The organism is Roseateles sp. SL47, assembly GCF_026625885.1.
Lineage (GTDB): Bacteria > Pseudomonadota > Gammaproteobacteria > Burkholderiales > Burkholderiaceae_C > Roseateles.
This window is the reverse complement of the sequence record NZ_CP113068.1, coordinates 5230599-5256536: the sequence shown is the minus strand read 5'-3', so window position 1 is coordinate 5256536 and position 25938 is coordinate 5230599. Positions and strand designations below refer to the sequence as shown.

The 25938-nt window shown below is 58.8% G+C and carries 17 protein-coding genes; 14 read left to right on the top strand and 3 right to left on the bottom strand.

The genetic code is table 11. The features are described from left to right. The first annotated feature begins 28 nt into the window (after positions 1-28). The 14 genes from OU995_RS22750 to OU995_RS22685 all read left to right on the top strand — a co-directional run bounded on the left by OU995_RS22750 (position 29) and on the right by OU995_RS22685 (position 22216). Positions 29-334, top strand: a complete 306-nt coding sequence (locus OU995_RS22750) for a DUF6127 family protein (RefSeq protein WP_020200523.1) — start codon at positions 29-31, stop codon at positions 332-334. Continuing rightward, the gene (locus OU995_RS22745) at positions 331-807 is read left to right on the top strand and encodes a hypothetical protein (protein WP_062794232.1); all 477 of its coding nucleotides are present in this window, start codon (positions 331-333) and stop codon (positions 805-807) included. The genes OU995_RS22750 and OU995_RS22745 overlap by 4 nt, the downstream gene beginning before the upstream one ends. Further along, positions 807-1262: a lysozyme gene (locus tag OU995_RS22740; RefSeq protein ID WP_062794231.1), complete on the top strand. Its 456-nt coding sequence runs from the start codon at positions 807-809 to the stop codon at positions 1260-1262. Before OU995_RS22745 ends, OU995_RS22740 begins: the two co-directional genes overlap by 1 nt. Before the next feature lie 163 nt (positions 1263-1425). Then, positions 1426-1623 (top strand): methylation-associated defense system helix-turn-helix domain-containing protein MAD1, encoded by a 198-nt coding sequence (mads1, locus tag OU995_RS22735; protein WP_015471944.1) that lies wholly within the window; start codon positions 1426-1428, stop codon positions 1621-1623. A 66-nt stretch (positions 1624-1689) separates the two neighbouring features. Further along, entirely contained in the window at positions 1690-2736 is a 1047-nt protein-coding gene (locus OU995_RS22730; RefSeq protein WP_062794230.1) for a DNA cytosine methyltransferase, read from the top strand. A 70-nt stretch (positions 2737-2806) separates the two neighbouring features. Continuing rightward, positions 2807-5947, top strand: a complete 3141-nt coding sequence (gene drmD / locus OU995_RS22725) for a DISARM system SNF2-like helicase DrmD (RefSeq protein WP_267832417.1) — start codon at positions 2807-2809, stop codon at positions 5945-5947. Beyond that, positions 5944-10338: an Eco57I restriction-modification methylase domain-containing protein gene (locus OU995_RS22720; protein ID WP_267832416.1), complete on the top strand. Its 4395-nt coding sequence runs from the start codon at positions 5944-5946 to the stop codon at positions 10336-10338. The genes drmD and OU995_RS22720 overlap by 4 nt, the downstream gene beginning before the upstream one ends. Before the next feature lie 140 nt (positions 10339-10478). Continuing rightward, positions 10479-11582, top strand: coding sequence for a DUF262 domain-containing protein (locus OU995_RS22715; RefSeq protein ID WP_267832414.1), 1104 nt, complete (start codon positions 10479-10481; stop codon positions 11580-11582). Then, complete coding sequence (locus tag OU995_RS22710; RefSeq protein ID WP_267832412.1) at positions 11579-12325, top strand: MAE_28990/MAE_18760 family HEPN-like nuclease; 747 nt, start codon at positions 11579-11581, stop codon at positions 12323-12325. The genes OU995_RS22715 and OU995_RS22710 overlap by 4 nt, the downstream gene beginning before the upstream one ends. Before the next feature lie 26 nt (positions 12326-12351). Continuing rightward, a complete protein-coding gene (gene drmA, locus OU995_RS22705; protein ID WP_267832411.1) occupies positions 12352-16332 on the top strand; it encodes a DISARM system helicase DrmA in 3981 nt (1326 codons plus the stop codon). 2 nt (positions 16333-16334) lie between these two features. Continuing rightward, positions 16335-18194, top strand: coding sequence for a DUF1998 domain-containing protein (gene drmB, locus OU995_RS22700; RefSeq protein ID WP_267832410.1), 1860 nt, complete (start codon positions 16335-16337; stop codon positions 18192-18194). A gap of 1 nt (position 18195) precedes the next feature. Then, positions 18196-18957 (top strand): DISARM system phospholipase D-like protein DrmC, encoded by a 762-nt coding sequence (gene drmC, locus OU995_RS22695; RefSeq protein ID WP_267832409.1) that lies wholly within the window; start codon positions 18196-18198, stop codon positions 18955-18957. 146 nt (positions 18958-19103) lie between these two features. Then, on the top strand, positions 19104-20894 hold the full coding sequence (locus OU995_RS22690) for an AAA family ATPase (protein WP_062794312.1): 1791 nt from the start codon (positions 19104-19106) through the stop codon (positions 20892-20894). Further along, on the top strand, positions 20891-22216 hold the full coding sequence (locus OU995_RS22685) for a 5-methylcytosine restriction system specificity protein McrC (RefSeq protein ID WP_196765227.1): 1326 nt from the start codon (positions 20891-20893) through the stop codon (positions 22214-22216). The genes OU995_RS22690 and OU995_RS22685 overlap by 4 nt, the downstream gene beginning before the upstream one ends. A 299-nt stretch (positions 22217-22515) precedes the next feature. Here the strand turns inward: OU995_RS22685 and OU995_RS22680 are convergent, their stop codons facing one another. From OU995_RS22680 to OU995_RS22670, 3 genes are read right to left on the bottom strand one after another with little or no spacing between them, the layout of a single operon-like run. After that, positions 22516-23394, bottom strand: a complete 879-nt coding sequence (locus OU995_RS22680) for a plasmid partitioning protein RepB C-terminal domain-containing protein (RefSeq protein ID WP_267832408.1) — start codon at positions 23392-23394, stop codon at positions 22516-22518. Next, positions 23391-24302, bottom strand: a complete 912-nt coding sequence (locus tag OU995_RS22675) for a ParB/RepB/Spo0J family partition protein (protein WP_267832406.1) — start codon at positions 24300-24302, stop codon at positions 23391-23393. The genes OU995_RS22680 and OU995_RS22675 overlap by 4 nt, the downstream gene beginning before the upstream one ends. Continuing rightward, positions 24299-25864: a recombinase family protein gene (locus tag OU995_RS22670; protein WP_267832405.1), complete on the bottom strand. Its 1566-nt coding sequence runs from the start codon at positions 25862-25864 to the stop codon at positions 24299-24301. Before OU995_RS22670 ends, OU995_RS22675 begins: the two co-directional genes overlap by 4 nt. Between the last annotated feature and the right edge of the window lie 74 nt (positions 25865-25938).

Below are 25938 nucleotides of genomic sequence, written 5' to 3'. Positions count from 1 at the left end.
GCGGGTTTCGCATTTCTGGAGACCGCCAATGACCGAACCCGAACAACAACAGCCTGCGCTCGTCGAGAACATGCTCCTCTTGCGTCGCGAGGACTTCGACGAACTGCTGGACCGCGCCGCTGAACGCGGAGCCGAACGTGTCCTGACCCACCTTGGCCTGGAAAACGGCCACGCCGCACGCGACATCCGCGAACTACGCGACCTGCTGGAAGCCTGGCGTGATGCCCGTCGCACGGCTTGGCAGACCACCGTCAAGGTCATCACCACCGGCATCCTGGCAGCACTGCTCGTTGGCGCAGCCATCAAGTTGAAACTGATGGGAGGCCCGCAATGATCGAGACCTTGCTCGGTGGTCTCCTCGGAGGGGCCTTCCGTCTCGCACCTGAAATCCTCAAATGGCTCGACCGCAAAGGCGAGCGTGGCCACGAACTGGCGATGCAGGACAAGGCGCTGGAGTTCGAGAAGCTGCGTGGCGCGCAACGCATGTCGGAAATCGGCGCGGGTGCCGATGCCGCGTGGAACGTCGGGGCCATCGAAACCCTGCGCGAAGCCGTTCGCACACAGGGCGAGAAAACTGGGGTTCGCTGGGCCGATGCCCTGTCGATCAGCGTGCGCCCCGTCATCACCTACTGGTTCATGGCCTTGTACTGCGCAGCCAAGACGGCCGCTTTCGCGGCAGCCGTGACTGCTGGCGCTGGCTGGGGAACCGCCATCCTGCATGCCTGGACGGAGGCCGATCAGGCGCTGTGGGCCGGGGTGCTGAACTTCTGGTTCCTGGGGCGCGTGTTCGACCGGGTGAGGTCGTGATGGTGCCGCAGTCTGCAATCGAACTGGCCAAGCGCTTTGAGGGCTTTGAAAGGCGTGTGAAGCGCGGAACGGAGATTGCCGCCGTCCCCTACGTGTGTCCGGCAGGATTCTGGACGATTGGCTACGGCCATCTCTGCGACCCCAAGCACGCGCCGATCACGGAGGCAGAAGCCGAGGTCTATCTGGCGCGCGATCTCCAATCGGCACTCGCCGCCACGTTGCGTTACTGCCCGGTGCTGGCCACCGAACCGGAGGAGCGGCTCGCGGCCATCGTTGACTTCACGTTCAACCTCGGCGCGGGGCGGTTGCAGACGTCGACGCTGCGGCGGCGAGTGAACCAGCGAGACTGGATCGCTGCAGGTCAGGAACTGCGGCGGTGGGTCTATGGCGGCGGGAAGGTACTGCCGGGGCTGATGGCACGGCGAGAAGCTGAAATTGCGCTGGTGTCCACGTAAAGAGAAGACGAGCACCGCCCGGACTGAGCCGCACCACAGCATTCAATCACATCAAACCGCACCCAATCATGCCAAATCCGATCTATTCGGATTTACTGCGAGCATAATCTGTGCAATCATTAGCAAGCTGCCCTTATTCCGACTTTTGATGGAAACCCCTGCCATGTCAGATCGCTGGTTGTCGGTCGAAGAGATCGCCGAGTACCTCGGCGTGAGCAAGGACACCGTTTATGCCTGGATCAGTAAACGGAATATGCCTGCTCACCGAATCGGTCGACTTTGGAAGTTCAAGTCTGAGGAAGTCGATGAGTGGGTGCGCTCTGGTGGAGCAGCAGAAAACGAAGGTCGAGGCAAAGAATGATTGACTTGCTATCGACGGGTTTCGACCGCCTCATACTGCGGTCGAAACGAAAAGAGGATTGTTGAAATGACGAAAATTTCTTGTGTTGATTTGTTCTGTGGAGCTGGCGGGCTGACGCATGGCTTCGTGCTCGAAGGCGTGCCAGTCGTTGCAGGCATCGACATGGACCCCGCCTGCCGTTTTCCTTATGAGGCTAACAACAGCGCCAAATTTGTAGAGCGAGATATCAGCAAAGTCACCACCGCTGAGTTGAATCAGCTTTTCGGCGATGCCGATTTGAAGATCCTTGCAGGGTGTGCACCTTGCCAGCCTTTTTCCACCTATGCACAACGCTACGAGCTGGATGGAAAGGACGGCAAATGGGGGCTCTTGTACGAGTTCGCTCGTTTGGCAAAAGGCACCCGGCCAGATGTAATCACGATGGAGAACGTCCCGACCGTTGCCAAGCACGAGGTGTTTCACGACTTTGTCGACACGCTCAAGCGACTTGGTTACAATGTCTGGTTTGATGTCGTCGACAGCTCGCAATACGGCGTGCCACAAACTCGCCGCCGCATGGTGCTGCTGGCATCAAGGCATGGCGATATCAGGATGATCGAACCTACGATCGATAAGCCCAAAACCGTGAGACAGGCGATTGGTCGCCTGCGCGCACTGAGCGCAGGTGAAGCAGCACCGAGAGACAAGCTGCACGTTTCATCTACCTTGTCAGAAAAGAATCTCAAACGCATCAAGGTATCGAAGCCTGGCGGAACGTGGCGCGACTGGCCGGAGCATCTCGTCGCTGACTGCCATCGTGCAGAAAGCGGCAGGACCTACCCCGGCGTCTATGGCCGCATGGAGTGGGACAAGCCCGCCCCCACCATGACGACGCAGTGCTATGGGTTCGGGAATGGCCGGTTTGGGCATCCAGAACAAGATCGCGCGATCACCTTGAGGGAAGCGGCAATCATTCAGAGCTTCCCGCGTGACTACGCGTTCATTCCCGATGACGGTGAGGTGAGCTTCAAGGTACTGGGGCGCCTGATCGGCAATGCCGTTCCTGTGGACCTTGGTCGCGCGATCGCACGCAGCATCAATTCCCATCTTGCCGCGATTGCGCCACAACCATGACCCGATAAATGCCGCCCCGGCTATTAGCTGGGGCGCATAGAACCCACAGAACAGGAAAACGGTAGACCGCATGGAAATTTCGAACGCACAGAATAGCCAGGCCTACCGGGCCCGCCCAGAACCTGGGCAGTTGGTCGAGGTCAGGCGGCGCCAGTGGGTCGTTGCCGAGGTCGCCTCATCCAAGCTGACATCAACCTCTGCGCAACAGAATGCGGTGACCCTCTCATCCATCGACGAAGATGGCCTAGGTGAGGAGCTTGAGGTCATCTGGGAGATTGAGCCCGGCGCGCAAATCATTGAGCGCGCAGGTCTGCCGTCAATTACTGGCCAGGATGACTCCAACACCCTCGACGCTTTTCTTGATGCGGTTCGCTGGGGTGCTGCCACCAATGCCGACCGAGGTTTTCTGCAGGCTCCTTTCCGCAGCGGCGTCAGCATTGAGGACTTCCAGCTTGACCCGCTGGTACGCGCGATTGACATGGCCCGCGTCAATCTGCTCATCGCCGATGACGTCGGCTTGGGCAAGACCATTGAGGCCGGTCTAGTCATCCAGGAGATGCTGCTGCGGCACCGTGCTCGCACCGTCCTGATCATCTGCCCCGCATCGCTGCAAGAAAAGTGGCGTGTCGAGATGCTGGAAAAGTTTGGCCTTGATTTCCGGGTTGTCGACACGGCCTACATCAAGCAGTTGCGCCGCGATCGCGGCATCCATGCCAATCCCTGGACTTCCCATCCACGTCTGATCGCGTCCATGGACTGGGTCAAGAGCGGCGAAGGACTTCGCGCCATGCGCGACGTCTTGCCCGCACACACCAGCTACCCGCGCAAGTTCGACATGCTGGTCGTCGATGAAGCACACAACATCGCCCCGGCTGCCGGTGCGAACTACGCGCTGGAGAGCCAGCGCACACGCTTCATCCGTTCCATCAGTCCACACTTCCAGCATCGCCTGTTTCTGACGGCCACCCCTCACAACGGTTACACCGAATCCTTCACTTCGCTGCTGGAGTTGCTGGACGACCAGCGTTTCGCTCGAAACATCCTGCCCGATGAAAAACAGTTAGGTCAGGTCATGATCCGCCGCCTCAAAAGCGATCTGGTCGATGCCGAAGGCAAGCCGCTCTATGCACAGCGCAAGTTGCAAGCGCTGCCGGCCTCGTACTCCCCACAAGAGCGCGCCATTCACCAAACACTGAACGACTACTGCGCGAGCCGCGAGCAGGATGCCGAAAAGGTCGGCAATGCATTCGGCACGTCGTTCGTCAACCAGTTGCTCAAGAAGCGGCTCTTTTCTTCTCCCGCCGCTTTCGCATCCACCCTTGAGAAGCACGTTGCCAGCCTGGCCAATGGCAGCCAGCGCAATAACAAGGATGCGATGGCCGACCGCATTTTGCGCAAAGCCATCCTGCGGGTCGAAGAAGACTACGCCAACGACCAGGAGGTCGAAAACGCACAGTCCGAGGCCGTCGAAGAGGCCTCACGTCGTGCGCAACCGCTCACAGCAGAGCAGCAACAAATGCTGAACGAACTGCGGTCGTGGGCACAGACCGCCAAGAACCAGGTCGATGCCAAAGCCAAGGCTGTCCTCGACTGGCTCACCACCAATCTCAAGACTGACGGTCAGTGGAATGATCGTCGGGTCATCTTGTTCACCGAATACCGCACCACCCATCAGTGGATGCACGAGATCCTCGCAAGCCACGGTTTCGGTGGTGATCGACTGGCCATCCTCCATGGCGGCATGCCGCAGGATGAACGCGAGAAGATCAAAGCGGCGTTCCAGACTTCGCCCAAGGATTCAGCGGTGCGCATCCTGCTGGCCACCGATGCCGCGTCCGAAGGTATCGACTTGCAGAATCACTGTAACTGCCTCATCCATTTGGAAATCCCATACAACCCCAACGTGATGGAGCAGCGCAACGGCCGTATCGACCGGCACGGTCAGCGCCAGAAAGAGGTCTTGATCTGGCACCCCGTCGATGGCGGAGAACAAGGCAAAGCAACCATTGGCGGTCACGGCGACGACATCATCCGGGCACTGCGCAAACTCGAATCCATGCGGGCTGACATGGGCAGCGTCAACCCAGTCATCGCGCCACAAATGTCGGGGCTGATCGAAGGCTCGCTCAAAGACCTCGATACACGCCTCGCTGAAGCCAAGATTGCCAAGGCCCGCCGCTTCGTGCGCGCCGAGCGTGAACTGAAAGACCGCGTCGCCAAGCTGCACGAACGGCTCCTGACCACGCAGCAGGATTTCCACCTCACGCCAGAGCACATCCTGATGGCGGTCAAGACGGGTCTTGTGTTGGCAGGCCGTCCGCCGCTTGAGCCCTTTGCCTTGGCTGATACCCCGGCAGGAACCGTATTCAAGATGCCCGCGCTGTCGGGCTCGTGGGCGCGCTGCCTTGAGGGTCTGCGCCACCCCCACACACTGCAAATCCGGCCTATCACCTTTGATCACGCCGTCGCCACCGGACGTGACGACGTGGTGCTGGTTCACCTGAACCACCGACTGGTGCAGATGTGCCTGCGCTTGCTGCGCGCCGAGGTCTGGGCGCAAGACGATGTGAAGAAGTTGCATCGCGTCACCGTGCGTTCGGTGCCAGACGCCCTGATCGACGGGCCTGCCGTGGTCGTCATCTCGCGGCTGGTCGTCACTGGCGGCAATCATCATCGCCTTCACGAAGAACTGACGGTAGCCGGTGGTTATCTGGGCGACAAAGCATTCCGCCGCGAAGAAGGCGTCACCAAAGTCCAGCAATGGCTGGATCAAGCCAAGCCGCTGACCGCCGCAGACTCTCTGTTTGATGCCATCCGCGTCCGCTTCGACCGTGCGCAGAGCGCCATCTTGCAAGCGATAGACGCCCGTTCAAAAGACCGGCTCAAGTTCCTGACCAACACACTGCAATCCCGCAAGCAGCAAGAGGTGGCTGACATTGGCTCCGTGCTTGATGAGCTTGAGAAGGCCATTCAGCTTGAACTGAAAAAAGACCAGCAACCGGCGCAGCTTTCCCTGTTCACCGAAGACGAACGAACACAGCTCAGGCGCGACACCGCCGCACTGGAAGCGCGTCTTGCCCGCATTCCGGCCGAGCGCCAGCAGGAGGCTGAAGCCATCGAAACCCGTTACGCCAAACTCAACGACCGCACCTTCCCGGTCGCCGTGATCTTTCTGGTGCCTGTATCTGCCGTTCATGGAGGTGCCGCATGAGTGCTCCCAGCGTGCATGATGATTGGCTATCGCTGGTCGAGATCTCTGGCCCCTTCCTCGCAGTTCCCGTTCTCAAGGAAGCCTTTCCGCAAGGGCTGGAAGAGCTGGATGCCACCAAGCGCAAACGTCTGCGCCAAGCCTACGAGGAATGGCGCGAAGCGCTGGAGCTGGAAGACGCGCAGTTCGCCGAGCTACACGTGGCTTGGATCGACGAAGTTCTGTCGCGAGGCCTTGAGCTTGATGAAGACGGTAAAGGCGACGTTCTCAAGCGGGCCGATTGGTGCGCCGCTAACCTCCAAGCCAGCTTGCCCGAACATGGCGTGACGCTGTCGCCCGATCTTGCAGTAGTAGATGAGCAACGCGCCAACAAACCGCTGCTGCTGATCCAGACCTATGCGCAGGATGTCGACCTTGATGCCACCCTGAAGCAAAACGGCTGGGCCGCCACACCCGCCGATCGCATGGTTCAGATGTGCCGCGCGCTGGGCTGCCGCCTCGGCTTGGTGACCAATGGCGAACGCTGGATGCTGGTGGATGCCCCAGTCGGTGCGGTCACAACCTTTGCCAGTTGGTATGCCCGCATCTGGAGCCAAGAGTCCATCACCCTGCAGGCCTTCGTACACCTGCTCGGCATTCGTCGTTTCTTTGTCGACGAATCTGAACAACTGCCTGCGCTGTTCGATCGCTCCCTGAAATTCCAGGACGAAGTCACCGACGCCCTTGGCGAGCAAGTACGCCGCGCCGTCGAGGTTTTGATTCAGACCCTCGACAAAGCCGATCAGGATCGCAATCGAGAGCTCTTGCACGACGTCAAGGAGCCGGAGCTGTATGAGGCCGCGCTGACAGTGATGATGCGCTTGGTGTTCCTGCTCTCCGCCGAGGAGCGTGGCCTGCTCCTGATGGGCGATGAGCGCTACGAAGCCAACTACGCGCTCTCCACCTTGCGCATGCAATTGCGCAAGGAATCCGAGGAAATCCTCGAGCGCCGCTGGGACGCCTGGTCACGCCTGTTGGCGATCTTCCGCGCCGTGTTCGGCGGCATCGAACACGAGAATCTGCGTCTCCCAGCGCTGGGCGGATCACTGTTCGATCCGGATCGTTTCCCTTTCCTCGAAGGCCGGGCCAAGGGCTCGAACTGGCGTACTGATGCGGCCACACCGCTGCCCATCGACAACCGCACCGTGCTGTTGTTGCTGGAGGCTATCCAGCAATTCCAGGGCCGCACGCTGTCCTACCGCGCACTGGATGTCGAACAGATCGGCTACGTGTACGAGGGTTTGCTCGAACGCACCGTCAAACGCACCGATGAAGTCACGCTGGAACTGGATGCCACCAAGAGCGCTAAGACGCCGTGGATCAAACTGGCCGAGCTGGATTCGGCACGCTTGGATGGTGCCGCGCGATTGGCTGAGTTACTGCAAGAGCGCTCTGGCAGTTCTGCCAGCCGGGTGCGCAATGATCTGGCCAAACCCGTCGACGACACCCTGGCCGATCGCCTGCTGACTGCTTGCCAGGGCGACACCAAGCTGCGCGATCGCGTCAAACCCTATGCACATCTGCTGCGTACCGACCCATGGGGCTATCCACTGGTCTATCCCGCTGGCGCTTTCATCGTAACCACCGGTTCTGACCGACGCGAAACCGGCACCCACTACACCCCGAAATCGCTGACCGAAGCGATCGTCGCCGAGACGCTCACGCCGGTGGCCTATGTCGGACCAGCCGAGGGAGAACCGCGCGATCGATGGGCGCTGAAATCACCCGCTGAACTGCTCGACCTCAAGATCTGCGATCCCGCGATGGGCTCGGGTGCCTTCCTGGTGCAAGCCTGCCGTTGGCTTTCTGATCGCCTCGTCGAGGCATGGTCACTGGTCGAGGCAACGGGCAGAACCGTGAGCGTGGATGGCGAGGTTCTGGAAGCAGGAACTGCCAAGGAGCCTCTGCCGCGCGACAGCGAAGCACGCACGGTGATCGCGCGTCGTCTCATCGCCGAACGCTGTCTGTACGGCGTCGATTTGAACCCGTTGGCAGTCGAGCTGGCCAAACTCTCAATCTGGCTGGTAACGCTGGCCAAAGGCCGCCCTTTTGGTTTCCTAGATCACAACCTGCGCTGCGGTAATAGCCTGCTGGGCATTCATCGGCTAGATCAGCTAACCCAGCTTGCGACGAACCCCACCGGTCAAGGGCAGCTACGTCTGTTTGGCCAGAACATTGAGCGGGCAGTGCGCGAGGCCATCGAACTGCGGCAGCAGTTACGCGAGATGCCCATCCGCGATATCCGGGATGTGGAAGCCATGGCAAATCTGGATGCGGATGCTCGCCGAAGACTCAAAGTGCCGGAAAGCATCGCTGATGCGTTTATCGGTGATGTATTCGCAACAGGACTCAATACTTCTGCCATAGAAACTGTACTTGCATCGCTTGCAATTTTGGCAGGCCAAGCTATTGATGGTAGCCCGGATTCACTTGATGCCATTCGCAGACGATCCATACTCACGCTCTCGACCGATCTGCCCGCAGACAAACCAGCCCGCCAACCTTTCCATTGGCCACTGGAGTTTCCCGAGGTGTTCGCTCGCGAGCGCGGTGGCTTCGACGGCATGGTCGGCAATCCACCATTTTTGGGCGGGCAGCGAATCACTGGCGTCGCGGGCACGGCCTTCCGTGATTGGCTGGTCGCGCATATCGCTGACGGGCGGCGCGGTTCGGCCGATCTGGTCGCCTATTTCTTCCTGCGTTCATGGGCCCTGTTGCGTGATGGCGGCGGTTTCGGGCTACTCGCAGTAAATACCATTGCGGAAGGTGATACACGACAGGTCGGCCTGGAGGCCATGGTGGGTGCAGGTGCCGCCATCCACGCAGCCTACCCGAACGAACCTTGGCCCGGAAAAGCAGCGGTCATCACCAGTCGCGTCCATGTACACAAGGGCGAGTGGCGGGGCGAACGCTCGTTGCTCGGGCGACCGACTCCCTTTATATCAGCCTTCCTGTCCGATCGTGAGGAGTGGAGCCCAGAACGACTGAAGGCGAACGAGGGGTTGGCGTATCAAGGGTCAATCGTGCTGGGCATGGGCTTCGTGCTTTCGCCTGACGAAGCACGTCGAATGCTGGATGCAGATCCCAGAAATATCGAAGTGATCTTCCCCTATATCAATGGCGATGACCTCAACTCAGACCCTGAGCAGCGCCCAAGCAGATGGGTGATCAATTTCTGGGATTGGCCAGAGGAGCGCGCACAAAAATACAAATTACCCTGGCAGCGGATCGAAGAACGGGTCAAGCCGGAGCGTCAGCGTCTCAACGAACGCGGCGAATTCGTTCTTCGGAAGCCACTACCAGAGCGTTGGTGGCAGTTCGGTGAAAAGCGTCCAGGTCTTTACCATGCGATCGGTCGTGGTCGTTATTTCGAGCGTCACCCGGATGACTGGTCGTCCAGTCGGCGCCAGCCAGCGAGAGTGCTGGCAATAACGCGCGTCAGCAAGACGCTGGCGTTCTCGTTCGTCGATTCCAACATCGTGTTCTCTGATGCGACTGTCGCTTTCTCGCTCGGTCGAGGGAGGGACTTCGCGCTATTGCAATCCAACGTCCATGCCGTCTTCGCATGGCAGCACGCATCTCGCCTCAAGAGCGATTTGCGATACAGCCAGACGGATGCACTCGAACCGTTTGCTTTCCCTGAAGGTTTCAGCGGAGCATCAACCGACTCTCTTGATGGCCTGGGAGAACGGCTGCACGAGGCACGCATTGAAATCATGCGAACCGATCGCATCGGCCTGACCAAACTCTACAACCGCTTCCATACCGACACTGAACATGATCCTCGAATCAAGAATCTGCGCGAATTGCAGCGAGAAATGGATGCCGCTGTCGCATGCGCATACGGCTGGGAAGATCTTGACCTCGGACACGGTTTCCACGAAGTACCGTACCTGCCGGAAAACGATCGCGTCCGTTTCACCATCTCGGAGACTGCGCGCGTCGACGTGCTGCGACGGCTATCTGAGCTGAATCGCCAGCGCTATCAGGAAGAAGTTGCCGCTGGCTTACACGGAAACTTAGCACGCAGTAGTGCCCCCAAGGCCGTTAAACGTCAAGCGCCTCCGGCAAAGGTGACGTCGTCGTACCATCAAGCGGGACTCGATTTCGGAATTTCAACGGTTCACCTGGAGAAATCAGCATCCACGCCGACCAAAGGCAATCAATGGGGTGAGAAGTCATCTGACCAGATTTTGGCGTGGCTCGAAGCACATACAGGATGGTTTGCCAAGCAGGCCATTTTGGTTGGATGCGGAGCTGCAGCAGATGACTGGAATGCTGCGATTGCGGAATTGCTGAGCGATGAATTCATTGAAACTCACGCCGACGGCAGCCGCTGGCGGGCCAAACCATGAGCTAGGCATTTCAGCAATGAAAACATTCGCTTCTTTTTCACGAAGAATGCCTCTATTGACCTTATTGGCTCATGAAAAATCAGATAGATACCGCCTTGACATTAATCACATCGGGGGATGACATGGAACAGAATGAACAAATGAACCTCATTGATGCGTTTACCGCAGAACAAAAAGATGAGGCAGAGGCACAGATTTCCCTTCGACAGAAGGAGACTGACTTTGACATTCGTGAGTACCCCGTAGAAGTCATTGTCAAGAAATTCACCGACAAGATCGAAGGTGACAAGGCTGAGATATTCGTCCCTGATTACCAGCGTGAACTGGTGTGGAGTGAGGCTCAACAGTCTCGATTCATCGAGTCGATTTTGTTAAATCTCCCGATCCCTTATTTGTACGTGGCTGACATAACGTCAGGGGAAGATGCTGGCCGACTCGAAATCGTCGATGGCTCGCAAAGAATAAGAACCCTGGTGCGATTCATGGGCAACGAGCTGAAGCTAGATCGCCTTGAAATACTGGACAAGCTGATCGGCTTTCGCTTCAAAGATCTTCCTCTGCCCAGACAGCTCCGCTTTGGGCGCAAAACGCTTCGCATGATAGAGCTCATTGAGGTTGACGAGGAAGCAAGGCGGCAACTTTTTGATCGACTGAACAGTGGCGGATCAAAACTGGAAGACATGGAAAAACGGATGGGGTCTCGCGATGGCCAGTTCCTGACATTCATTCGTGGTTTGTCCGACGTTCAAGAGTTCAAAGAACTGTGCCCGATTAGCGACGCCCGAGTGAAGCGCCGGGAGTATCCAGAACTCGTGCTGCGTTTCTTCGCCTACCGGGATCAATATGAGAACTTTGACCGACGTGTAGACGAGTTCCTGGACAACTACCTCGACGACAAGAATCAAAATGGCTTTGATAACGCGGCCTTCGAAAGCAGCTTCATGGGGATGCTTTCATTTGTTCGCCAGCATTTCCCATATCACTTCCGCAAGAATGCAAATAACTCATCGGTGCCTCGCATAAGGTTCGAGGCGATCGCCATTGGCGTTGCACTTGCCCTTGCTGAAAACCCGAACATTCAGCCCGGCAACATGGATTGGCTCGAAAGCGAAATGTTCCGCTATCTGACCCGATCCGACGCCAGCAATTCGCGCCCCCGAGTAATCAATCGAATTAATTTCGTCAGAGATAGCTTGCTTGGACGAGATATCGAATGGGCAAATGGGGTCGAGCCAACGGTATGACCACATCAATCCCAGCAATGGTCGGCGCAGAAGAGACATACAACTCTCGCTGCCATGAGATCGAGCGCTTCTTTGAAATGCTGCAGTTCATGAGAGACAACAGGGATTCAAGGTTGTGTGGCGGCGAGTCATCGGATGCGGCGAACTCGAACACTTATGTTGTCGGCAGAGACCTCGAGAAGACGCTGAGAGCTTCCGCATATTTGATGCTGTACAACTTGGTGGAGGCAACGATGACAAATGCGATAGATGCCATACATCAACACATCGCGGATGAGCAAGTCGGCTTTGATGAACTCAAAGAGGACGTAAGAAAAATTGCCATCAAGGGCCTTCGAAAAGCAGTGTCATCAGAAACGCCATCGGAGTTGCTCGATTCGGCCATCCCGATATCCAGCGCGCTGATCTGGCTTGGCTTTGATAAAAAAGACCTGTTTTCCGGCAACCTGGATGGTCGTTTGATCAAAGACAAGGCAAAAGAGTACGGATTTCAGCTCGCCGATCATGACAAAGCGGCTTCGCGCGATGGCGTCAGGCTTCTCAACGTCAAGACAAAGCGAAATGAATTGGCCCACGGCGGCATTTCATTCGAGGACTGCGGCCAGGATACGTCAGTAGATGAGCTCGTCGCGATTTTCGATGAAATCAAAATATTCATCAAAGCCGTACTGGATGGCGTGTCAGATTATTTGTCGACCAAAAGTTATTTGCATGCTGTGAATGCGAATGCTGCCACGGCCTAAATAAAAGACTTTTTGGTGGAGTGATGATGGACTTGATACAGAATAAAAATCCGAATGCATGGATCGCCATCGATCATGGCATCGCTGCAGACCTCACACTTGCACCTTATACGTTGCGACTGAAAGGTGAGCTTTCGCTGTATCAAGCCATCGCGGATGACGATTGGGTCTTGATCCTAAATGCCGCCGGTCACATCACACGAGTCGGGCGGGTGCTGCGACTTCGTTCCGATCTGGAGACCACCACGATCTACTTCGACCGCATGCTGTTGGTCGATTCGGCGGTTTCGATTGGTCTTACTTCGCTCACCCCGCCTTCGTCCGGCAGCGTTGGTCGCATTCAATGGACGGATTTCCTGGAGTCGCTCCCCAAAGCGTTGCACAAGACGATTGCCGAAGTGCCGATCATCGAGGATCAGGCCTACATCCGCGAACTACTGCAGTTGGCCGTGATGGACGACCTGCTCGGCCCGGCTGGTGGCCCCCGCGAACGCATCGTCGACATGGGTGTGCGGGATCGCTACTTGGTTGGCAAACTGGCCCCGCGTGAGGCCGCACAGGGCGGCATCGAGGGGTTGGACGGGCCACTGGCCAATGACGATACCGAAGAGCCCACGGAGGCCAAGGCTCCCGGACGTCACGAGCCGGGTGCAGAGTTTGGAACGGCCACCGGGCGTGTAGAGCCGGAATCGGATTCGGCTGACGAGATCGATGCCGCCAGCAACCAGTCTCTGGTGCCCAGCAGCTTGGGCATGACTTTCTGCGTCGATGGTGACGCTGAGCAGATCGAGATCGAAGCGCGCTGGGGCCGCTACGAGCGGGTACCGAATGATGAGCATGAACTGCTCAAGTCCAACGGGCAGAAGGCCAAGGTGTGGCAACGCATTCCTTGTGGCGGCAAGATCGTACTGCCGCTGACCGAGGGTGTGATTCCGCATCAGGCACCCGACAACGAGTTTCCCGAAGTGCGCGTGCAGGGTTCTATTCGGGCCAAGAATGCCAATGGCGATCGGCTGGTCACCTTGTTCCTAGTGAACGCACAGGAAGAACCGGACACCAACCGCGATACGGCGTGGGTGTTCCAGCCCGAATTGATCGTTCGCTCGGAGACCGATGCTGCAAAACGCGCCATCTTCCGGCGTAGGCCGGTGTTGGACGCAGACGGTATGGACCCGGAGCGCGAAGCGCTGGAGATGATCTACCGCAACCGCGTCGAATTCGCCGTCGGACATGGCGTTGCCGTCCACGCCGAAACCGCAGACGATGTGACGCTGGCTACCGAGGTGCGCACCACGGTGATGCCGCAGTACGAAGTGCAGGTCACGGAAACACCCGGGCTTGATCCAAGCGATCGTCCAGCGATGCGCCAGATGGTCAGCAGTGGCCTGCTCGATATGCAGCGGCTGGCGACCTTGGACATCGACCCGCTGGTCGACGCATTGAGCCTGCTGACGAAGGACTACGCCGCATGGATCAATGAGCAGCGGGCTCGTGTCGGGGCAGAAGTGACCGGCTACGACACCCAGTCGCAACAAGCGATGGATCGTTGCCAGGAGATCCACACACGCCTGCAGCAGGGTATCGACACGCTGAAAGCCGATGAGAAAGCGCTTGCTGCCTTTCGCTTCGCCAACCGTGCGATGGCGACGCAGCGCGTGCGTAGCCAATACGCGCTGGCCATGCGCCGGGGTGAGGATGTCACCCTCGACAAGTTCGATGTGCTGAAAAACCGCAGCTGGCGTCCGTTCCAATTGGCGTTTCTGCTGCTCTCGATCCCGTCGTTGGCAGATCCGAGTCATCCCGATCGCGTCCAGCCCGTCGAGGCCTACGCCGATCTGCTGTGGTTCCCCACCGGTGGCGGTAAGACCGAAGCCTATCTGGGCGTGGCCGCCTTCACCATGGCCATTCGGCGCATGCAGGGCAATCTCGGCGGCTACGACAGTTCACGCGGTTTGGCCGTGATCATGCGTTACACGCTGCGCCTGCTGACGCTCCAGCAATTCCAGCGCGCCACGGCATTGATTTGCGCCATGGAAGTGTTGCGGCGTGAAGCGCTGGACAAGGGAGACAAATCCCTCGGCACGGAACCCTTCACCATCGGCCTGTGGGTTGGCAACAAGGTGACGCCGGGCACGACCGAGGACAGCCACCGTGCCATCGAAGATGTGCGCAACCCCGGCAAATACAACGCCGGAGCGGCATCACCCGCGCAGCTCACCAGTTGCCCGTGGTGTGGCTCGGAAGTGGCCCCTGGGCGCGACGTCGAGGTCGACAAAGGCACTGGCCGTACCTTTGTCTACTGTGGTGACAAGAAAGGCCGCTGCGATTTTTCCAAGGGCAAATCCAGCAAGCAGCCACACCCGGGGATTCCGGTACTGGTCGTGGACGAAGAGATCTACCACCGCCCACCCACGATGATGATCGCCACCGTGGACAAGTTCGCCATGATGGCGTGGCGTGGTCAGGTGCGCACACTGTTTGGTCGCGTGGGCCAGGAATGCGAGCGCCACGGCTTGCTTTGGCAAGGTGCAGATTGCAACGGCAATCACCAAGCGGGCAAGGGCTTCCCTTCATCCAAGGTGAAGGTCATCAACCCGATCCGCCCGCCTGACCTGATCATTCAGGACGAGTTCCACCTGATCAGTGGCCCGCTGGGCACCATGGTGGGCTTGTATGAGACCGCCGTGGATGAATTGTGCGGCTGGACGCTCGATGGCAAGACGGTCAAACCAAAGATCATTGCCTCCACGGCGACGGTGCGTAAAGCCAAGGAGCAAGTGAACAACGTCTTCATGCGTCGCGTTTCGGTGTTCCCACCGCATGGACTGGACGTGGAAGACAACTTCTTCTCGGTGCAACGTCCGATCGAAGAAAAACCGGGGCGGCGTTACCTTGGCGTGTGCTCGCCCGGTAGCTCTCGCCCAGCGATGCTGATTCGCGTCTATACCGCGTTCCTGACAGCAGCGCAGGAGCTGTTCGATCACTTTGGTGAACCTGCTGACCCGTACATGACCATGGTCGGCTACTTCAACTCCCTGCGTGAGTTGGGTGGCATGAAGCGGCTGGCAGAGGACGACGTGCAGACACGTTCCTACCGCGTGCAGATGAGCATGGTGGAGCGGCCCGCGCTGGCACAACGCAGCATCAGCAACATTCGCGAGCTGACGTCTCGGGTATCGAGTCAGGATATTCCCAAGTACCTCGACAACCTGGAGGTCAAGTTCAAGTCCGAGTTCGACGCCGCAGTCGGCAAGTACGTGACCAAGTGGCAAGAGGGCGACACGCGCGCCATCGATGTGGTGCTGGCCACCAACATGCTTTCAGTGGGTGTCGACGTAAACCGGCTCGGACTGATGGCTGTGAACGGGCAACCCAAGGGGACTGCCGAATACATTCAGGCCACCAGCCGTGTCGGGCGCTCCTTCCCCGGCTTGGTCTGCACGGTGCTGACGTGGGCCAGACCACGCGACCTGTCGCATTACGAGACCTTCGAGCACTACCACGCCACGTTCTACAAACACGTCGAGGCGCAATCGGTAACGCCATTCTCGCCACGCGCGATGGATCGTGGTCTGACGGGCTCGTTGTTGAGCCTGATGCGTCTGGAGAACGACGAATTCAGCCCGAACGAAGGTGCTGGCCAATTGAGCATGTCCAATCAGGCCGAAATCGTCGATGCCATCAAGGTCTTGGCGACACGCGCAGGCAATGTCGCGGAAGACAACTCGCGCAAGCAGTTGGCTGAGACTGAGCTGAAAGAGCGCGCCGACGAATGGGCGAAAGAAGTCAGCAAGGGTGGACGGATCTTGGCCTACGAGAAGCGCGGCCCCGAAAAAGACAAGACCGTGGCATTGATCAAGTCGCCTGGACTTCAAGCCTGGGACAACTGGACCGTACCGATGTCGATGCGAGAGGTCGAGCCCGGCGTGCGTCTGATCATGAACACGAGCCATATCACGGACGATCACGATTGGAAGCCTCGTCCCGCAACGAAGGATGAGGATTGAACATGATCATCAACAACAAAACGCCAGTCGGCGAAGTACGCCCCAGCCAATTGCTGTGGACTTATGGCCCCGGCGCGCTGATCGACCTGCCCAGCCTTTCCGTAGTGACGCTCGGCATCGACCGCTGGGAAAAGGATCGCTGCCAGCCGATTCAGGAGGCACGGCTGCTCGCTGCCGTTCGAAAGGTTTTGGGAACGCAGGTCGAAAACCTGCGGATGCCGCCTTTCCAGAAGAGTGAACTCGTAGACGTCTGGTCTGCCGAGGCCAACATCGGCGTTCCTGTTCGGCCATTCCCGCGCTGGATGCGCTGTGTGAAGTGCGGTCTGCTGTCGCCCTTTGATGCCGGTCTTTTCGAGATCAAGGAGAACCGCTTCAGGCCGGAGCGAACCCGCTTCGTTCACAAAGGCTGCCGTGGTTCCAAAGGCGACCAACCTGCCAAGGATGCGGATGCCGTTCCCGCGCGTTTCCTGCTGGCCTGTCGCGATGGTCACCTCGACGACTTCCCTTGGCACTACTTCGTCCATGGTGGCAACAGCTCGTGCAAGGGCACACTGCGCTTCTTCGAAAGCGGTGCATCGCTGCAAACCGAAAATCTGTGGGTGAAGTGTGATGCCTGTGGTGCGTCCAGAAGCATGGCGCACGCCTTTGGAAAGGCCGGAAAAGAGAATCTACCCGGTTGCCGAGGGCGTCACCCGCATCTCGATCACTTCGATAACGAATGTGATGAAGAGGCTCGCGCCGTTCTGCTGGGTGCCACGAACAGCTGGTTCCCCATAACACTCTCGGCGCTCGCGATTCCTCAGACCAACGACCCGCTCAGTCAGCTGATCCAGGATGGCTGGGAATTTTTCGAAGATCTCGACTCCGAAGCTGAAGTGTCGGTGACGGTGAAGACCTTGAAGAAGACCGGGGCGCTGCCAGGAATCGACAAGTACACGGCGGCCTCGATCTGGTCAGCCATCGAGGCACATCGCTCCGGCGGCGGGCAGGATGTCGTGGGTGAGGCCGACATCAAAGGGCCCGAGTGGGATGTGCTGACAGAGGCCAACCCGCCCACGGACTACCCGCACTTCATGAGCAAGAAGGTCGGCACGCCACCGGGTCTCGGTGGCCATATCAGTCGAGTCTTGCTCCTCGAGCGTTTGCGCGAGGTGAATGCGCTGCTGGGCTTCACCCGGGTCGAGGCCCCCGAAGAGTCTGGCGACCCCAATGAGCGTCCGCAGATGGCCAGCCTGTCACGCAGCAAGCCGGATTGGGTGCCAGCCAACCAGGTTCATGGTGAAGGAATCTTCATCCAGTTCGACGAAGCCGCGCTCGTCACGTGGGAGGCTCTGGATGGTGTGAAGAAGGTCGACCAGATGCTCCGGGGTGGCCATAGGGGGTGGCGCAATTCGCGTCATCTCGACCCGAACGAAGGTTACCCCGGCATTCGTTATGCGATGCTGCACACGCTGTCTCACTTGCTGATTCGTGAGCTGGCGCTGGAGTGCGGATACAACGCCGCGAGTATTCGTGAACGCATCTATGCCGATACGTCGGGCGCTAGCTCGCAGGCAGGCATCCTCATCTACACCGCAGCAGCCGATTCGGATGGGACCCTGGGCGGTCTCGTCGACCTTGGCAAGCCAGAAAATCTTGGCCGCTTGCTGGAGCAAGCGCTGAATCGCTCGAAGATCTGCTCCTCTGATCCGCTCTGTTCGGAACATGATCCAGAAAAGGATCGATCGCTGCATGGTGCTGCCTGCCATGCGTGCAGTTTGGTAGCGGAGACCTCTTGTGAGCGAGGCAACCGCTATCTGGATCGATCGCTGCTCGTACCTACACTCGAACGCGCCGACGCTGCTTTCTTCAAGGGTTTCTGACATGGATGAACTCTTGGATACCATTGCAGCCCTGGTCTCTCTGGTCTCTCCCGAGAAGGTGCAGGCCGTTGCCGCCCGCGTTCGTCGAACTGATGCCAACAAGGCTGCGATGGCGTTGCCGAGTGTGGTCGGAACCCCGGTAGCCAGCAGCGTGGTCGAACAGCTTGCGGCAGCCTGGCAAAACACCACTGTCGGTTCAGATGAACTGGCATCAATGCTTATCGCCGCCAGCCACGTTTACGCCAAAGCCGCTTCTGAGCAATCCACCGAACTCGTGTGGACTGGCCCGACGACGCCTTTCGTGTCGGCGCGTCGAACAGAGCAGGCGCTGCTGCAGGTCATCAACTCCGCAGAACAGTCGTTGTTCATTACCAGCTTCGTGGCCTACGACGTGTCCACCATCGTCAAGGCGCTGAACGCGGCAAATGATCGCGGTGTGGCCATATCAATGCTGCTTGAGTTGTCCCAAGAGCACGGCGGCAGCATTACCTTCGACGCGATAGGGAAAATGAGAACGCTGGTTCCGGCCGCCAATCTCTATGCCTGGCGCGACAAGGCCGACCCGTTTTCCGATGGCCGCGTCCACGCCAAAGTCGCTGTCGCAGACGGCAGGATGTGTTTCATCACCAGCGCGAACCTGACCGGGCACGCCATGGAAAAAAACATGGAGGCCGGTGTGCTGATCTCTGGCGGGCGCATTGCAAAGCTGCTTGAAGAGCACCTGCGCTCACTCGTCGACACGAAAATTGTGTCCCCGGTTTGATGATGATCGCCAATGTTTCTCAAGCTCTCGAATGGATCAGCAGTGGCGAGATCATCGCTGGCAGCTTTAACCTGCTTGGCCAGAGGCTCCCAGTTCAGGGGATCGGCGGTAGTGGCCCGCTGGGCTTATTGAGGAGGAAAATATAGATGGCGAGATATTCAGAACACGATACCAGCACGATCTACCAAGCAGCGGACTTATTCCGCGCCAACTGCCTACTGAGCGACGGCTCTCTGCTGTTCAGTGAAGCATCTGTTTGGCGTCCCGACGTGTTGGAGCGCATCCACAAAGCCTTCGTTGCCACCCCAGACGAAGGCGACCGGACATTCATCGACAAGTTCAAAGACCAAGTCGGCAAAGCCGGACAAGATGTGTCCCGTCTCGCCGCAGAAATCTTGAGTGTGTATTTTTTGTTTCCGTCCAGTGTCGGTGGCGTGCGTAAGCGGCAGGTCGTGAACGAGGTTCTCAGCTGGGGTGGCGACACCTTGCCAGAGTCTCACCTTGTGTCCACCGCCTTCGCAAACGGAATCGGTAGTGGTGGCCAGGGCTACAACACCCGCCGCCCCTTCGAGATTGCCTTTCTTATCGAACTCGCCATCGCATGGAAGAAATTACCGCATGATCGGCAGGTAGAGGTGGCCGCCGATCCGTGGCTCTTTCAAGAAGTCGTGGACGGCATTGAGGATGCAGAGTCGAAGCAGCTCCGACACATGCTTCTTCACCTCCTGTTCCCCGAGCATTTCGAACGTATCGCAAGCGGCAATCACAAGCGCAGGGTGGTCAAGGCATTCTCGGGGTTGGTTGCAGGTGAGCCTGCAGATGATGACCGGGCGATCTTGGCAATTCGCCAAGAGCTCGAAAAACTGCTGCCCAAGCAAGAGCTGGACTTTTACTGGTCGCCGCTGGTCGAGGCTTGGTACGACGACAGTGAGGGGGCATCTGAAGGCGCGCCACTGGAAATCATCCAGCACAAAAAGCAGATCGTCCTTTATGGGCCGCCGGGAACTGGCAAGACTTTCCGCGCCAAGAAGCTGGCTGAGCGCGTCATCCGATCAGCGGCACTGAGCCAGATGGGGCCAGCCCGCTACTTTCAATCGCAACCAGCCATTGATGCCGCGATCCGCGACAACGTGCATCGACTGCAGCTGCACCCCGCCTACAGCTACGAGGACTTCATCCGGGCACTCCACATTTCGAGTGGCGGCGGTACGGAATATCGAGCTGGCTACCTGCCCAAGCTGATCGAGGACATTGAGCGCCTGCCACGCGACGATCGCCTGCCACACGTTCTGATTCTGGACGAAATGAATCGGACGGATCTGAGCCGGTTGCTTGGCGAATGCTTCTCCCTGCTGGAGGACCGCAACCAGACAATTGAGCTTCCTGCACGCAATAGTGATGGGGCGGCAATGAAGCTGCGCATACCCGATGATCTGTTCGTGATCGGCACGATGAATCTGATCGACCAGTCTATCGAGCAGATCGACTTCGCGCTGCGCCGCCGCTTCCTGTGGCTGCTGTGCCCGTTTGACGCCGAGGCTCTAGTCGGCGCATCAGAATCCAAATGGACAGCTATGAAGTCGGGGCTGGACTGGGATCGCATCGAACCTGACTTCCGCAAATTGGCAGCGGCTGCAGCCGCACTGAACAGACAAATTCACGACAGCCCACTGCTTGGTGCGCAGTATGAGATCGGACATACCTACCTGCTCGACGTGGTCGTGTTCCTGCGCAACTTCCTCGGCGTTCGCCCTACACGCAAGCACAACTACCTCTGGAACAAGAAGGGTGAAGCGCTGGAGCCAGTCGTGCAGGTGTGGAATCTGTCCCTTCGCCCATTGTTGGAGCAGTATCTCGCCGGGCTGGACGCGACCGCACGCAATGCCGAGCTCGACCGGCTGTCCAAGGTTCTGCTCAAGCCGTCGGTGACCGAGTGAAACTCGTCGCGCGAGACTGCTCGCCGCTTGTCCCGCAACCGACAGCGGCAGAAGCCAACTGGCTCCGTAGGCTTGCAACCAATGTCCGAGCCACAGATCTGGTCGTCCCCATTTCTGGCGAGAGGGATGAGGATGAACCCATTGTCTACTGCGCTTGGGACGGGACTTGGTGGGCTGGCCGTTACGTCGGGTCTATCTCTTTCGAAGGCCATAGCTTGACCGTCGAGCCGCGCTTTGGTCTGTCGGCGCTGCGGAACTGGCTCTTCGAGGCAACATCGGTAGTGCTGACCGAAGCCCCCGGAAAGCTGCGTGAAGATGAGTCGTTTATCGCCCAGCTTCTGGCGTCCGTTTGGGCACACGGCTTCATTGAGGCAGCTCGACATGGGCTGCCTGCGCTTCGCCGCGAAGTGGCCACAAAAGGCGCGACTGTCAGGGGGCGGCTGGATGTCCCGGCATCACTGCGCTTGATCGCCACAGGCGGTGGACAGGTCGTTTCCGTCCGTTCGGAGCGGTCGCTGGATCACGCAGCGTCCGATGCCATCGTTGCCGCCTACATGGTTTTGCGACGGTGGCTTGGCGTGCCAGATGAAAAATGGCTGCCTACGCGCGCTAAGGAACTCCTGCCTCATCTGATGACTGTCACCGGCTCACGGCCTTGCGTCCCGACGAAGGCCGAACTTGACCGGATTCGCTACACGCCGATCACTGCTGGCTTTGCGCCTATCGCCGAGTTGTCCAGGCAGATCGCAAACCGAAAGGGGCTCGCTGCTGACATTGATGCCAGCGGCGAAACGAAAGGTGTCCTGCTCGACGTAGCCGAGCTGTGGGAGATGTACGTCCTCAGCGTCCTGCGGAAGGCCGCCTCACCGCTGACAGTGACGCACGGCACCCGTGATAAGTCAGCCACCAAGAAACTTCTCCACAGTGATGTCTCGGGCCAAGGCCTGGGCACATTGATACCCGACGCCATCCTGCTCTCTGGCTCCGTCATCAAGGGAGTGGTTGATGCCAAGTACAAATCCCTCCATCCATCTGCTAACGCTCCAAATGGGCCGCAGCGCGACGACCTGTACCAGATGGCCGCCTACCTGGGGCGCTTTCAAACCCCTGCAGGACTGATGACCTGGGGCCTCTTGGCGTATCCCTTCGCCCCATCAACCCCTGATACGCCCCATGCCGAGCAGAACAGCCCTTGGAGCCTTGATAGCGGGAAGAAAATCAGCTTCGCTACGTTGCCGCACGACCCAGTGGATGCAGTGGCCAAGTTGCGCTCCTTGCTCACACAAGTGGCCATGCCTGCCGCTTGGTCTGCAAGAGCTTGAAATTTCGGTCGATCGATATGGGCACGGATCACCTAAGCGGGCTTGCCTCCCTGTACCAGCCAGCGTTGGCACCACAAAGTTGCCGCTGTTCGCCCATTCGCAGACCCCGATGCGCATGGGCAGGCCAGCGGCAAGCCTGTAGGCCACCGCTCCTGATCAAGACGGAAGCAGAACGTCCGTTTCGGGGGCGGTGACCCTGATGCTTCCAGATTGTTAAAGAACCGTGTGTCGCCTGCATGGGCGGCACCACGACCTTCCTGAAGGAAGGATTTCTCCTACTACGTCTGATTGCGCGCCGCTTATTTATCCAGCGCCACCATACGAACGATGCTGTCAAACTCGTTCAGCACGTCGGGATGATTCCGCGTTAGGTGGCGCAGAATGGCTTCGTTGGCCATCAACTTGGCGAGATAGCCCTTGGCCAGAACCAGATTGAGAATGTCCTGGCCATAGGTCTGCTCTGCCAGCTTGAACTGCTCTTGAAGATTGCCCATTTCTCGCTCCATCTTGGCCATCTGATCGGCGCTGACGCCGATCATTTTCTTGGGCTTGGTCTCACCGACCAGCAGGTTGCTGGGCGTGGCTGCCACCAAAGCCTGTGCGTAAGCCACCGTGATGTTGTTGGCGCTGACCATCAGTTCGACGCACTCGACCTGCCGGGTTGGCTTGAGCTTGCGCAGCACCGCGCCAAGGTTGGCCGAGAAGGTTTGGTCGCGCAGCAACTCGGCGGCCTCCGGGCAGATGCCATCGAGCAGGTTCAGTTTCTTGATGATGTGGCTGATGTCCACGTCCAATGCTTTCGCGAGCTTTTCGGGGGTGACGCCGCGTTCGACGGCGCGGCGGATCATCAGGTGCTCCTGAATGCTGGAGAGACGATTGACCCGGTTGTTGTAGGTATAGCTTTCATCGTCGGTGGCCACGAGGCACGGTGCCTTGTCGAAACCCAACTGCTTCAGCGCCACCAGCCGAGTGTGCCCGTCGAGCAAGATGTACTGACCCTCGCGGGATGGTTTTCCAACCGACAGGGGCTCGATCAGCCCGATAGCCTCGATGGACGCGAGGATCTGCTTGAATTTCCGGGAGGCAAACAAGCCCTCCGGGGTCTTGCGCGATGGCAGAATGGCCGAAAGCTCGAGGAATAGTGGCTCCGGCACGAAGCCCAGTGGAGGTCTGCTCACGATCCACACCCCCGCGCCCAGACCCGATCCGCCAGATACTGTGGCAATGAGTCCATTCCCTCGGCGCGCAGCAGGTTGGTGAAATTCTCGTCTGCCAGCAACTGACGCAGCGCGCCGACGATGAACAGCAGGTTGCGCTGGGCGGTTTCTGCCTTCCTGACCAGCTGCTTCTGGCGCTCGACTTCACGCTGGTAGTTGCGCACGAGACTCGACGTGGTCACGTCCGCATTGGGTTTGCGGGATGACATCTTGCCGCCGACGGCCCGACCTTGCGAACGGCGACGCTCGATTACTCGTCGCGCCTGGATCAGTTGACTGCCACGCAGCTTGCCGGATTCATAGGCTTCCTGCAGGGCGGCTTGGATCGCTTTGTCATCCGTGCCCGCGCCAGCAATGGTGATCGCCGCGTTGAGCGGGATGCGTCCGCTGCCGACAGCCATCAGCAGGCGCTCTTCGCCGTTCTTGAGCAGGTACAAGATGCCCTGGACATACTCCGGGCTCAGGCCCGTTTTTTGTGCGATGTCCTTCTTGTCGTAGCCCTGATCCCGCAGTTGCTCAATGCCGACCAGCAGCTCCAACGGGCTGAATTTGCGCCGTGCGATGTTCTCCGTCAGGCTCATGATGAAGGCCGATTCGTCGTCGACGTTCATCACCATCGCGGGGATTTCCTGGTGGCCGAGCGTCTTGAAGGCCTTGAAACGCCCCTCACCGCAGATGAGCAGGTAATGCTCGCCATCATTCCCCGGGCGCGGCGTCACGATGATCGGCTTTTTCAGGCCGATGCTCTGGATGTTGCCGACGATCTGTTCGAACACGCGGCTGTTGCGCTCGCGTGGATTGAGAATCTCGATCCGGTTCAGCGGGATCATCCGCAATTCCGAGTGGCGATGCTCTTTGTCCTGGTTCATGCGGCCCTCCGTATGCGGATGCGCCGGGCCATGCCGTATAGGTAGTCCAGGCTGTCGAAGCGGTAACACTCGAACTCGATGCCATTGTGATCGGCCAGATGGATGCGGGGCTGGCCGAAGTCAAGTCGCGGCAACAGGTAGTAATCCAGTGCTGCCTGATTGGTTTCATCGAGCCGCACGGCCACAGTGATGTCGGGTGCGAGGCTGGTGTCGAAACGCACCTTCCAGCGCCGACGCCCGTTGTCGAGTAACTGGCAACGGGCCAGCACCAGCGAGACGGTGAATTCGTGGTTGACGGTGAGAAGGTCGGTAGCCGAATCACGTTCGACCATGCCACCGACCTCGGCGATCATCCGTTCGGTCTGGCCGACGATCTCCGGATGCAGTCGGCGCAGGAACTGGTTCACCTCCAGATACTGGTAGTCCCGATCCGGGGTGAAGCCGACTGTCTGGTACGCGCGGATCAGGCTGCCGAAACGATGCGCGTAGGCCGCCGACGAGGGCATCCCTTCAGCCTCATCGATGATCAGGCCAGAGAGGTAGCCGTGGCGCTGGTACAGGTTGCGCAGTTTTTCGATCAGCTCGTCGTCGCTGTAGCGGTGCGACCGTGCGCGCAGGATGCCTTGTGCGGTGTAGAAGAGTTCCGGCGGCACGATGCTCTCAAACGCGCCTTCCTTCTTGATCCACATCTCGGGACTGTTGACCACCCGGTGCTTCTTGAGCTTAAAGGATCGCCGGTTGTAGATGTTGTTGCCGATATATTTCTCGTTGGACAACACTTCGCGGATGGTCGCTCGTGTCCAATCCCGCCCAAGGTCAGTGCGCGTTCCTTGTGCGTTCAGCCGTTCGGCGATGTCCAGCTCCGTCAGGTTGTCGGCGACAAACCAGCGGTAGATCTGGTTGACCACGGCAACCTCATCGTCCGGACCCGGCTGCAGGATGACGCGGTCGGTTTGCAGGCTCTTGTGCTCGCCGCGAGCCAGCTCACCTTTGAGCGTGCCGGACTGATCGACCAGCACACGTCGCAGGCCATAGCCAGCGGGTCCCCCTTGCCGAAAGCCCAACTCGATCAGGCGGCACTGTCCAGCGAACACCTTGGCCGACAACTCCCGGCTGTATTCGCCCGCCATCGCACGCTTGACGCCCTTGACGATGGTGGACACAGGCGAGCCGTCGTTTTCGAACTGCTCGGCGCAGTACGCGACCTGGATTCCGGCGCGGCGGCAAATGTATTCGTAATAGGCGCTCTCATCGGCATCCTGAAACCGGCCCCAGCGGCTGACGTCGTAGACCAGAATGATCTGGAAATCGGCCTTGCCCGTCTCGACATCCTTGATCAGTTGCTGCAGTGCTTTGCGCCCATCGATACGCAGGCCGCTCTTGCCTTCATCGGCATAGGTGCGAACGATCTCGATGTTGCGCCGCTCGGCATACTCACGGATCTTGTCGGCCTGATTCTCCGTCGAGTACTGCTGGTGCTCGGTCGACATCCGCACATACTCGGCGGCCCGAAATGTCGGTGGAGGTGATTCCGCCTCCGTTGAAAATTCTTCTGGCTGCATAGACCCGATCACTCATTGTTATGTGCACCTGCTCTCGGGTCTGCTTTTCACCTTACTGGCATGGCCGCGACCAG